The 12,368-nt window shown below is 65.3% G+C and carries 7 protein-coding genes; 5 read left to right on the top strand and 2 right to left on the bottom strand.

Going from position 1 to position 12,368, the window contains the following annotated elements; all coding sequences use genetic code 11:
* Window positions 1-2: 2 nt before the first annotated feature.
* Window positions 3-1,769: a calcium-binding protein gene (locus HMPREF1022_RS08650; RefSeq protein WP_232221579.1), complete on the bottom strand. Its 1,767-nt coding sequence runs from the start codon at window positions 1,767-1,769 to the stop codon at window positions 3-5.
* A 105-nt stretch (window positions 1,770-1,874) separates the two neighbouring features.
* Window positions 1,875-4,247 carry a heavy metal translocating P-type ATPase gene (locus tag HMPREF1022_RS08645; RefSeq protein ID WP_009302811.1) on the bottom strand — a complete coding sequence of 791 codons (2,373 nt, stop codon included), beginning with the start codon at window positions 4,245-4,247 and terminating at the stop codon, window positions 1,875-1,877.
* An 86-nt stretch (window positions 4,248-4,333) separates the two neighbouring features.
* Between HMPREF1022_RS08645 and HMPREF1022_RS08640 the strand changes: the two genes are divergently transcribed.
* The 5 genes from HMPREF1022_RS08640 (at window position 4,334) to HMPREF1022_RS08620 (ending at window position 12,358) form a co-directional block, all read left to right on the top strand.
* The gene (locus HMPREF1022_RS08640; RefSeq protein ID WP_009302810.1) at window positions 4,334-4,531 is read left to right on the top strand and encodes a heavy-metal-associated domain-containing protein; all 198 of its coding nucleotides are present in this window, start codon (window positions 4,334-4,336) and stop codon (window positions 4,529-4,531) included.
* A gap of 228 nt (window positions 4,532-4,759) precedes the next feature.
* On the top strand, window positions 4,760-6,232 hold the full coding sequence (locus HMPREF1022_RS08635; protein ID WP_009302809.1) for a M14 family metallopeptidase: 1,473 nt from the start codon (window positions 4,760-4,762) through the stop codon (window positions 6,230-6,232).
* 5 nt (window positions 6,233-6,237) lie between these two features.
* A complete protein-coding gene (locus tag HMPREF1022_RS08630; RefSeq protein ID WP_009302808.1) occupies window positions 6,238-7,248 on the top strand; it encodes an NAD(P)H-dependent glycerol-3-phosphate dehydrogenase in 1,011 nt (336 codons plus the stop codon).
* Window positions 7,249-7,625: 377 nt separating this feature from the next.
* Window positions 7,626-11,387 (top strand): complex I subunit 5 family protein, encoded by a 3,762-nt coding sequence (locus tag HMPREF1022_RS08625; protein WP_009302807.1) that lies wholly within the window; start codon window positions 7,626-7,628, stop codon window positions 11,385-11,387.
* Entirely contained in the window at window positions 11,387-12,358 is a 972-nt protein-coding gene (locus tag HMPREF1022_RS08620; RefSeq protein ID WP_008682104.1) for a respiratory chain complex I subunit 1 family protein, read from the top strand. The genes HMPREF1022_RS08625 and HMPREF1022_RS08620 overlap by 1 nt, the downstream gene beginning before the upstream one ends.
* Window positions 12,359-12,368: the final 10 nt, after the last annotated feature.

Raw genomic sequence — 12,368 nt, 5'->3', positions numbered from 1 at the left:
GTTTACCCGGCAAGACGCATCCAACGGTCCCAAGAGACGGAACCGTCGCTGCCGTAGCGGCGGACCATCCGGACCATGCCGCCCGCCGGATCTTCATATTTTTTCTCCCGGCGGGTCATGGTGTTGATATTATCCCGGCTTCCGTCAGCGTAGATGACTGTGGCCGCCAGTTCGCGGGCGGTTTCCAATCCCGTGACCATCGAGAGGCGATACCGCTTGATGGCGGTGACCATGGCCCTGTCGGTGCCGTCGCCCTGCGGCTGCGCCTTCGGCGGGTTTTCCTCCGCCGGGCCGTCATCAACGGCGTCGCCCTGACCGGCCTGCTTTTGACCGTCAGAGGTCGCAAGCCGCCGCGTGCTCAGGCCGTTGTTTATGGTAACGGCGTTTTCACCCTCATGGGCGACGACGGTATTGCGCGCGAGTTCGCCGGTCTGCGTGGGCCTTGTCCGCAAAGCATGTTCTTCAGCCGTCTGCCAGGTCTTGGCCTGGCCGCTCACGTCATTTCTGCCCATGCTGACCCGGTTGCTGCCCTCGCCGGTCGTCACCGTATTGTTGACGGCAGTGGTCAGGTCCACAACATCGTCGCCCCGGCCCGTATCAAAGGAGGCGGCATTGGCGTAGTCGGCCTTGAGCCTATCGTTGCCGCTGCCGCCGCTGATGGTGGTCTGGGAAAAAACGCCGTCCACGCTGTCATCGCCGTCGCCAAGGTCAAAGGAGCCTCCCCAGACCACGCCGCGCAGATTGTCCCGCCCCGCGCCGGAGCTGACGCTGGAGTTGATGAAGTCGGCTTCGGCGGTCAAGGTGCGCATCAGATTCATGCCCATGTCGCCGAAAAAATTGTCCCCTTCGCCGCCGTCAATGGTGCTGTTGATGAAACGGCCGTTGAACGTATCGTCGCCATCGCCGCCCTGTATGGTACAGGCGTCCAGAAATATGCCGTCCATCGTATTGCCGTGGTCGGCGGAACCGGTAATGGCCGAAGCGGAAAAATAGCCGCTGAAGCTGCCCTTGCCGTCTGCAAGATCAACGGCGGCAGCTTCAAACACGCCGGAAAATTCTGAAATTCCAGTCAGCTTGGAAAAGGATGCGCCGTTGAAATAGCCGCCGAACGTCACCTTGCCCGTGGTCTCGGTGAACGTGCCGCCCTCATACGCGCCCAGATAGGTTACATTATCGCCGCCGGAATATGTGCCCGAGGAACTGCACAAATTATACACGACAGTCCCTGCCCCGGCCTGCACATCGCAATCGGACACGCGGAAGAGAAGTTCATTTTCCCCCTCAGCCTTGAGAACCCCTTCGGTCCTGGCCGATCTGCCGGTCAAAAGTTGCGGTTCGCCGTTTTCGTTCCAGACAACTTTGGTGTCTTCCCGTATCTTGGTGGAGAGAACCTGATCAAACTTGCCCGTCTCCGCGTTTCGCTTTGAAATGGTCAGGATCCCGTCGGCAAAGGCCGCGCAATAATCCCCGTTCTTGTACACGCTATTGCCGGAGGAAACCTTGCCCTCAACGAGGTCTTGCGGGCTTATGGAACGAAACCGGGTGACATTTTCCCCTTTTCGCGCGGCGTCCCTGACCTTGTTGAAGAGATCGGCGGACTTCAGTTCAACATCGTCGCCCCGGCTGACAATCACATTGTCCGGGGCGCCGCGGGAAAAACCGGTGGAGGTCAGCGCGCCGACATCGCGGCCGACCCTGATTCCGCCGGGATCAGGGCGCCACAACGTGCCGAACATATCGGCGTTTAAAAGGCGGCTTATAAAGCTCATAGCTATTTTATCGGCCGCCTGGGATAAAATATGAGGGCATTTCAATTTTTTTGAAATGCCCTCACGCCGCGACATGCGCGGCCTGTTCATCAATATCCGCGGGTTCTACGGCGCAATCTTGAAGAAGCGCAGCCGCAGGGCGTTGGTCACCACGGACACCGAGGACAGGGCCATGGCCGTGCCCGCCAGCATGGGCGAGAGCATGGGGCCGCCGAAAATATGCAGCAGACCGGCGGCCACGGGCAGGCCCAGAATATTGTAGCCGAAGGCCCAGCCCAGATTTTCACGGATATTGCGCATGGTGGCGCGCGAAAGCGACAGGGCCGTCAACACGGCCTCCATGCCGCCGCGCATCAGCACGATATCCCCGGCTTCGGCGCTGACGTCCACGCCCGTGCCCACGGCCATGCCCACATCGGCCAGGGCCAGAGCCGGAGCGTCGTTGATGCCGTCGCCCACCATGCCCACCACCTGTCCCTCGGACTGGAGACGGCGCACATAGTCGGCCTTTTCGGCGGGCAGCAGCCCGGCGGCCACTTCATCCACACCGGCCTCACGGGCCACGGCGCGGGCCGTGCGCTCGTTGTCGCCGGTGAGCATGACCACCCGCACGCCCATTTCATGCAGACGGGCCACCACGGCCGGAGATTCCGGCCGCAGGGCGTCGGCCAGGGCCAGAATGCCGGCCAGGCGCGCATCCGTGCCCGTGCCCACGGAAAGCAGCAAGGGGGTCTGCCCGGCCTCGGCCAGAGCCGCCAGTTGCGCGCCCGCCGCCTCGGGCACTTCCAGGCCGCGCTCTCTCATAAAGGCCCGGTTGCCCACGGCCACCACATATTTCTGATTGTTCAGGCCCACCGTGCCGGCAATGCCCAGACCCGGCGAAACGTCCACATCATCCACCGGGCAGGGCGGGCAGCCGCGATCACGCCCCGCATTGATCAGGGCCAGGGCCAGGGGATGTTCGGAGCGGGCCTCCAGGGCGGCCGCCAGGGTCAGCAAATCCTTTTCGGCCAGTCCGTCCACAACGCCGTCCGTGGCCGAGCCGTCGGCGGCCAGCACTGAAATGCCGGTAAGCACGGGCTTGCCCGTGGTCAGGGTGCCGGTCTTGTCCACGGCCAGGGTGGTGATCCGCCCGGCCTGTTCCAGGGCCGCGCCGTTTTTGATCAGCACGCCCAGTTGCGCGCCGCGACCCGTGCCCACCATAATGGACATGGGCGTGGCCAGGCCCATGGCGCATGGGCAGGCCATGACCAGCACGGCCACGAATACGGACAAGGGCGTGGTGACGGGCTCGGAACTGAAGACCAGCCAGGCCAGCGCCGCCAGCAGGGCGAAAGCCATGACCGCGGGCACGAAATAAAAGCTCACCCGATCGGCCAGGCGGGCGATGGGGGCCTTGCTGCCCTGGGCCTCGCGCACCAGGCGGATGATCCGCGCCAGGCGCGTGTCCTGGCCCACGGCTTCCGCGCGCATGGTCAGGGAGCCTTCGCCGTTGACGCTGCCCGCCACCAGCTTGTCCTCCGGCCCCACGGGCACGGGAATGGACTCGCCGGTCAGCAGGGAAAGATCCACCGCGCTCTTGCCGGTCAGCACCACGCCGTCCACGGGCACGCGGCTGCCGGGCCGGATCAGCAGGCGGTCGCCCGCCTTCAACGCGGAGACAGGCACATCCTCGGGCGGCACGGCCTCGTCCTCGGGGTCCAGGCGCAGGGCCGTTTCCGGCGTGAGGCTCATCAGCGCGCCCATGGCGTCCCCGGCCTTGCGCCGGGCCGTGGCTTCCAGGAACTGCCCGAACTCGATCATGGTCAGCAGCACGGCGCAGGACTCATAGTAGAGGTTCATGGCCCGCATGACCGGATCATGCCCCAGAAGGCCCAGCACGGTGTTGACCAGGCTGTACAGAAAGGCCGCGCCCGTGCCCACGGCCACCAGGCTGTCCATGGTCGGGGACTTGTGCAGCAGGGCCGCCGTGCCCTCAATGTAAAAATGCCGCCCCAGCCAGACCACCGGCAGGGTCAGCAGCAACTGCACCAGCATAAAGGCGCGCGGCGAACTGTGCGGCTCCAGCCAGGACGGCAGGGAGAGACCCATCATGTGTCCCATGGACACGATCAGCAGGGGCACGGTAAAGCCGAGCATGGGCCAGAGACGGCCCAGGCGTTGCCGCCGGTCCTCCAGGGCTTTGGCCTTGGCCGCTTCATACTGGGCCGAGGCGTCCTCGTCCTTGCTCGGCGTGGCCGAAAAGCCCAGCTTGGCGACGCGCTCCATGACCTCCCGGCGCACCTCGTCCTCGTCGCCGGGCTTGGCCCAGACCTTGGCCTTGGCCGTGGCCAGGTTCACACTGACCTTGTCCACCCCGTCCAACTGGCCCACCACGCGCTCGATGCGCGAGGAGCAGGCGGCGCAATGCATGCCGCCGATATCAAAGCCCAACTGGCAGGCTTTATTACTGTCTTTGGTTTCTTTTTCCGTACTCATTGCCGCGCCTCCGCTTGTTTTTCCAGCGGGTTCAGCGTAGCCTGAATCCGTTGAAAATGAAAACCAAAATTATTTTGGAGGATAAGATGAAAACTCTGAAAGTCAACGGCATGCATTGCGGCCATTGCAAGGCCTCCGTAGAGGAAGCCGCCGCCAAGATACCTGGCGTGAGCAAGCCCGAAGTGGATCTGGCCGCCAAGGAACTGCGCTTCGAGGAATCCGGCCCCGTGGACCTGGAAGCCCTGAAAACTGCCATCCGCGACATCGGTTTCGATCCGGAATAGATAGACGCGCCCGATTGAGGCTTTGGGCCTGTGACGCGGGCATGGGCCTGCCCGCCGGGCACGGCGTTTCTCTCTTTCCCGCAATCGGGCCGCCTTTCCCACTCAGGCCGGGAAGGCGGCCCGAACCGCATTCGACCGGCAAGCCTCACTTCAGCCGCGCCGCCCTTCTTGCCGTTTGCCGCCAAATGGCGTAACAGTCGCCTGTATCTTCAAACACAGGAACAGGCAGTGAATACAAACGCATGCGCTGTGTCCGGCCCCGTAACGGGGCCGGTTTTTTACCACCGGCCCGGCCTTTTGCCCCGCCTGGCGGTCTGTCTGACGCTGCTCTGCGCCATTCTTTGGCTCTGTCTGCCCGGCGCGGCACGCGGTGAAGAGGCCTTTCCCCTGGATTTCACCACCATCCGCCTGGGCGACGCGACATGCGTCGTGCTGGTGGTGGGCGGCATCCAGGGCGACGAGCCGGGCGGTTTCTCCGCCGCCACCTTGCTCGCGACCCGCTACGACATCCAGGAAGGGGCCGTCTGGGTGGTGCCCAACCTCAACTTCCCCAGCATCATCAAGCGCTCGCGCGGCCTGCACGGGGACATGAACCGCAAATTCGCCCGCCTGGACGAAAGCGATCCGGAATTCCCCACAGTGCGCCGCATCCAGGAGCTGATCCGCCATCCGCGCGTGGCCCTGGTGCTCAATCTGCACGACGGCAGCGGCTACTACCGCGCGAACTATCAGAATTACCTCTGCAATCCGGCCCGCTGGGGCCAGTCGGTGATCATCGACCAGGACGGCCTGCCCTCGGGCGTGTTCATGGGTGCGCTGGCCCAGGAGGCGGCCCGGGTGACCGCCGAGGTCAACCAGCGCCTGATCAAGCCCCTGCACGTCCTGCACGTCCACAATACGAACACCGCCGCCGGGGACAAGGAAATGGAAAAAAGCCTGTCCTACTATGCCGTGCGCCAGGGCAAGGCGGCTTTCGGCCTGGAAGCCAGCAAGGAATTTCCGGTGGAGCTGCGGGCCTATTACCACCTGAGCATGGTGGAAAGCTTTCTGCGCCAGGCGGGCGTGCGTTTCAAGCGCGACTTCAGCCTGACGCCCCAGGGGGTGGGCGAGGCCCTGCGGGCCAACTTGGGGGTATCTTTCGCCGAGAACCGCGTCTTTCTGCCCCTGGAGGACGTGCGCCCGGCCATCAACTATCTGCCCCTGCCCAAGGGCAGCCCGGCCAGGGCCGTGACTTCCAAACCCATCATGGCGGTCCTGCCCTGCCGGGACCGCGACAGGGAACTCTGCATTCACTACGGCAACCGCACCATCACCCTGATCAAGCCCGACTGGCGCGAAATGGACCACAGCCTTGAAGCCGTGCGCGTCACTGTGGACGGGCACGAGGAAGTGGTGCCCTTCGGCCGGGTGCTGGACGTGGCCGAAACGGTACGCGTGCATCCACAGGAGGGCTTCCGGGTCAACGCCATCGGCTTTGACAGCGGCCGCCGCGACGAAAGCGGCCTGCCCCTGCGCCGCAAGGACTTTGCGCCGCGCTTTTCCGTGGACCGGGGGGGCACGCTCTTCCGGGTGGAAGTCTACAAAAACCAGAGCTTCGCCGGGCTGTTCCTGCTGCGCTTCAACGCCAAAAACGCCAGGCTGGCCAAGGGGCGCGCCATTCTGCCCGACAGGCCCGGCCCGGAATCAAAACTGGGATTCTGAACCACATGTCCGACACGCTTTCCCTTAGAACGCCCGTCACTGTGGCCGGCGGCGGCAGCTGGGGCACGGCCCTGGCTCATCTGCTGGCCGCGCGCGGCCTGCCCGTCACCCTCTGGCTGCGGGACGCGAAGGTGGCCCTGGCCGTCAATGAGCGCCACGAAAACCCGCGCTACCTGCCGGGCTTTGCCCTGGACGCCCGCTTAGCGGCAAGCACGGACCCGGCCGTCCTCAACCGTGATCTGCTGGTGCTGGCCGTGCCCAGCCAGCAGTTGCGGGGCTGGCTGGGCACGCACAGAAATTTTTTCCGTCCCGGCCCGGTGCTGGTCAACGCGGCCAAAGGCCTGGAAACCGGCAGCCTCGCAACCTGCGGCGCGGTGGTTGCCGAAGCCCTGGCCGGTCTTGAGCCCCACTACAGCGTGCTGTCCGGGCCGTCCTTCGCGGCGGAGGTGCTGCGGGGCCTGCCCACGGCCGTGGTGCTGGCCGCGCGCGACGAAGCCCTGGGCCGGACCCTGCGGGAACTGTTTTCCGGCCCGGCCTTCCGCTGTTATTCCAGCACGGACGTCACCGGCGTGGAGATGGGCGGCGCGCTCAAGAACGTCATGGCCATCGCCGCCGGAGTCTGCGACGGCCTGGGCCTGGGGCACAACAGCCGGGCCGCGCTGATCACCAGGGGTCTGGCCGAGATGAGCCGCCTGGGCGCGGCGTGCGGCGCGCGCCGGTCCACCTTCATGGGGCTTTCCGGCCTGGGCGATCTCACCCTGACCTGCACCGGCGACCTTTCGCGCAACCGGCAGGTGGGCCTGCGCCTGGGGCGCGGCGAAAATTTGGAGGCCATCACCCGCAGCCTGGGCATGGTGGCCGAAGGAGTCAAAACCACGGCCGCCGTACATGCCCTGGCTCTACGCCTGGGCATTGACGCGCCCATCACCGCCGCCATGCATTGCGTCATCTACGAGGGACAGGCCCCGCGGGAAGCGCTCAGAATCCTGATGAACCGCGACCTGCGCGAGGAATGAGGCCATTCCGGGCTGTGAAAAAAAGATTTTCCTGCTTGCGCCTGAAGCTAATGTAGTGTATTGACTGACTACTCAGCTAGGGATTTTTTTCACGAGCAAATCAGCCCTCCTGCCTTCGGGGACGGCTGATTTCGTGCAGAAAAACCCGCACACTCGTCGCGGCGCGTATCGGCCCGGACGGCATCACTAGTGTCTGATTGGAAAAATTAGACACGCAAAACCCGGAGGGTTTTGCGGCGGCGCAGCCGCCGGGAATCCGCGAAAAACCACGCTTTTTCGCGGACGATCCTGCGAAAATTGAGAGCATAACCATGCTCGGAATTTTTGCAATCAGACACTAGATGTTGTTCGGAAGATCCATAAATCACGGGGCGTCTATGACATCACCATTGTTCACGGCCGGCGGTTCTTGGTTGCCGCTGCTGCTCGGCTCGGTCCTCCTGCTGATCGCCACGGTCAAGGCCGTGCGGGAGCGCAAAGACCCGCGCCGCCTGATTCTCTGGGGCGCGCTGCACGACGCGGGCGTCGCCTGTATGGCGCTGACCGCGCAGACAGCCGCGGGCCTGACCGGCCTGTGGCTGTTCGTCATCTTCCAGATTTCCGCCAGGCTGCTGGCTCTGGCCGCGCTGGCGCGCCTCGCGCCCTGCGGCGCGACTCTGGACGAACTGCGCGGCGCGGGACGGCGCAATCCCTGGGCCGGAGCCCTTTTCGGCCTGGGCCTGCTGGCCGCCGTGGGCGGCTCGCCCTTTCTGCTGCCCGAGGCCCGCGCGCTGATCGTTCAGAGCCTGCTGGAAGCGGCCCCGGCCGGGGGACTGCTCTGCCTCCTGCTGATGGCCGCGGCCACCACGGTCTTCATCTGGCTATACGTGGACGCCGTGCGCCGCGTGAGCCTTGAGGAAGCCCCCGAAAGCGCGGAAGGCGCGGACGCGGCGGCTCCCGCACCCGGCGGCCTGTCCGGACTTTCCGGCTTGGGCCTGCCGCTGCTCGGTCTGGGTCTGCTGACGGCGGCCCTCGGCCTGCTGCGCGCGCCCCTGACCGACGCCGTGGGCGGGCACTTCGGCCTGCTGGTCATGCACGCCCCCGTGCATCCGGCCTACTGGTGTTTCTACGTCGGCGCGTTCGTCGCCGGTCTGGCCTTTTTACTGCGCCTGCGCGCGGCCCCGCAGATCGCCGTTCTCTTCCCGGCTCTGGCCTTCGCGGCGGTCTGCGTCATTCCCAGCCCGCCCCTGACGCGGCTCTTCCTGGTAATGATCGCCCTGGTGGCCCTGGTGGTCAGCGTCTACTCGCTGGGCTACATCCACGACCGGCGCAAGGGCTGGTACTGGTTTTTCCTGCTGCTGACCTTCGCCTCCCTGGCGGGCATCGTCTCCACGCCGGATACGGCGGCCATGTACGGCTACTGGGAACTGATGACCTTCGCTTCCTACTTCCTGGTAGTGCACGAGGGGCGGCGCACGGCCTATGAGGCCGGTCTCAAATATTACGTGATGTGCGCGGGCGGCGCGCTGTTCATGCTGCCGGGCCTGTTCATCCTCGGCGTTTTTTCCGCCGCGCCGCTGGCCGCCTTCCACCTCCCGTTCTGGTTCCAGACGGCCCTGGTGCTCTGCCTGGCGGGCTTCGGCGTCAAAGCCGGTCTGGTGCCCCTGCACTCCTGGCTGCCCGACGCCCACCCCGCTGCGCCCTCATCTGTGTCCGCGCCCCTGTCCGGCATCATCACCAAGATGGGCGTGTTCGGCATCGTCAGCGTGATTCTCATGGGCGTGGGTCAGGCCGCCGGCGAAATGCGCGGTCTGTTCGGCCTGTCCTGGTTCGGGACGGGCCTCAGCGCCATGGGCGTCGCCACCCTGGTCTACGGCGAGGTCATGGCCCTGCGCCAGGAAGACATCAAGCGCATGCTGGCCTACTCCACCCTGGGGCAGATCGGCGAAATCGCGCTGGTGCTGGGCCTGGGCACCTGGCTGGCCACGGCCGGGGCGCTCTGGCATGTGTTTAACCACGCCGTGATGAAAGACTTGCTCTTTCTGGGCGCGGGCGCGCTGATCATGCGCGCGGGCAGCCGCAATCTTGCCGACCTGCGCGGCCTGGGCCGTCAGATGCCTTGGACCGTGGCCTGTATGGCCGTGGGCCTGGTGAGCATCATGGGCCTGCCGCCCTTCGGCGCGTTCTACAGCAAATTCCTGATGATCCAGGCCGCGGTCAACGCCGGTCAGATCTGGCTGGCGGCCCTGATCCTGGCGGGCTCCCTGGTGGGAGCCGTATACTACACCCGCATTCTGAAAACCCTGATATTTGAAGAACGCCCGTCCCACCTGCCGCAGGTGGAAGAAGCCCCCTTCAGCATGCGCCTGGGCCTGCTGGTGCTGGCGGCCCTCAGCCTTCTGCTGGGCCTGGCCCCGCAACTGCCCATGCAGTTGGTTCTGCCCGTGGCCTCGCTCTGCTACGAGCCCACGTCGGCCGCCCCGCAGATCATGCTGGCCATGAACGTGTTCTGGCCCGTCTATGTGGTGGTGCCGGTCTTCGGTGCGGTGCTGCCCGCCCTGTTCGCCGGCTGGCGCAGGATGGCCGGCTGGACCAGCGTGGGCGTGCTGCTGCTCACGGCCCTGCTGGTGCTGCTCTTCGGGCGCGATCTGGATATGCTCTCCTTCTGCTTTGCCCTGATCGTGCCCCTGGTCGGCGCGGTGAACATGGCCTACGCCGTGGGCTACATGGAGCACAGCCACAGCCAGTGGCGTTTCTACTGCGCCTTTACCTGCATGTGCGGCGGCCTTGTGGGCATGGCGGCCAGCCAGTACCTGCTGAGCTTCTTCCTGTTCTGGGAAATCATGAGCTCCTGGACCCTGTACATGGCTATCGCCCACGAGGGCGACAAGGCCTCGTTACGGGAAGCCTTCAAGTACTTTCTCTTCAACCTTCTGGGCGCGGGCTTCCTCTTTGTGGGCCTCTGCGTGCTCGGGCCCTTCACGCCCTTCAACGCCGGCCTGCTGGCCGGGCTTGTGCCCGACCTGCCCGCGGGCGCGGCCTGGCTGGGCATGGCCCTGCTGGCCGTGGGCTTTGTGATGAAGGCCGCCCAGCTGCCCTTCCGCATTGACTGGCAGATGCACCCGGCCCTGGCCCCCACGCCGGTGTCCGGCTACATATCCTCGGTGCTGCTGAAGAGCGCCGTCATCGGCCTGATCAAGCTCTTCATGCTGCTGGGCGGGGGTTTTGCCCTGGCGGGCATCCTGGACGGCTTCGAACAGGGCGTGATCAGCCTGATCGTCATGTGGATCGGCGGCATCACCATCATCATGGCCGCCGTGCAGGCCCTGCGGGCCAACGGCATCAAGCTGATCTTCATCTACTCCACCGTGAGCCAGCTGGGCTACATGGTGCTGGCCGTGGCCGCGGGCGGGGCCCTGGGCTACGCGGGCGGCATGCTGCACCTGATCAACCACGTCTTCTTCAAGGACCTGCTCTTCCTGATCTGCGGGGCCGTGATGTTCGCCACGCACCGGGACAGCCTGGATGATCTGGGCGGCATCGGCCGCAAGATGCCCTTCACCCTCTGCATGTTCGCCATCGCGGGCCTGTCCGTGGTGGGCGTGCCGCCCACCAGCGGCTTCTCCTCCAAGTGGCTGATCTACCATGCCCTGATGCAGGCCGGGCAACCCTTCCTGGCCCTGCTTTCCCTGGTGGGCAGCGTGCTGACCCTGGCCTATATTGCCAAATTCCTGCACGCAGCCTTCCTGGGCCAGCGCGCCCCGGACCTGGACGACGTGCATGAGGCCCCCAAGGTCATGCGCGTGCCCATGGGCATTCTGGCCGTGGGCTGCGTGCTGACGGGCATTTTCCCCGGCCTGGGGCTCATGCCCATCAACAGCGTGTTGCTGGAATACGGGCTGGCTCCCCTCGATGTGGGGCTTTCCGGCGTGCTTTCCGGCCCCGGCGCCTGGAACGCCACAGGCATGTTCGTAATGATGGCGCTGGCCTTCCTGGCCGGGTACTGGTTCGTACGCCGCTTCACGCGCCTGCGTGAAATCGACGTGCACGCCTGCGGCCTGCCTCCGGAAATCGCCACCAGCCGCATGGCTCCCTCCAGCATCTACGGCGACCTGACGCGCCTGCTGGGCGGCGGGCGCGCTTCCAAGGAGAACCGCTGATGAGCGACACCCTGCTTGCCATTCTGCACATGTGCATCTTTCCCGGCGGGGCTTTTGCCCTGGCCGTGGGATTCTTCTTCAAGGGCCTGGACCGGCGGGTGGAAGCCCGCCTCCAGCGCCGCGTGGGCCCGCCCCTGATCCAGCCCTGGCTGGATATCGCCAAACTGCTGACCAAGGAAACCCTGATCCCGAAAACCGCCTGCCGTTCGGCCTTTCTGCTGGCTCCGGTCTTCGGCTTCACGGGCATGGCCGTGTGCGCGGCCTTCATTCCGGTGCCGGGCGTGTTCGACGGCCTGTTCAACATGGGCGACCTGCTGGTGATCTTCTATCTGCTGCCCATCCCGGCCATGGCCCTGATGCTGGGCGGTTCGGCCTCCAGCTCGCCCTTCGGCGCCGTGGGCTTCTCGCGCGAGATGCTGCTCATGCTGGCCTATGAAACCCCGCTGCTGATGATTTTGCTGGCCGTGGCCATGCTGGTGGGCAAGGGCATTTCCGGCGGGGACTGGGGGGCCGAGTTCTCCCTGCTCAAGATCGTGGCCTGGCAGCAGCACAGCGGCTCCCTGGGCTTCAACCCTTCCATGATTCCGGCCCTGCTGGCCTACCTGATCTTTTTGCCCGGCACCATGGGCGTGGCCCCCTTTGACATTCCGGAGGCGGAAACCGAAATCATCGAAGGTCCCCTGCTGGAGTACGGCGGCCCGCTGCTGGCGCTCTTCCAGGTGACCTCGGCGCTGAAGACCTTCGTGGTGCTGGGCCTGGGGGTGGCGCTTTTCTTTCCCGGCACTATATCTGAATGGTGGCCGGTGAATCTGATCTGGTTCGTGCTCAAGTGCCTGGGCCTGATGCTGGTTTCGCTGACCTTGGTCAAATCGGCCACCGGGCGTTTCCGCATTGACCAGGCCTTCCGCTTCTATGTGACGGTACCCACGGCGCTCGCGCTGTGCAGTCTGATCCTGGTCTGGGTGATGTAAGGAGGCCGCT

Source organism: Desulfovibrio sp. 6_1_46AFAA (assembly GCF_000224635.1).
In the GTDB taxonomy this organism is placed as follows: Bacteria; Desulfobacterota; Desulfovibrionia; order Desulfovibrionales; family Desulfovibrionaceae; genus Desulfovibrio; species Desulfovibrio fairfieldensis.
Note: the sequence above shows the minus strand (reverse complement) of the source record. Positions and strands in the feature narration are given on the sequence as shown.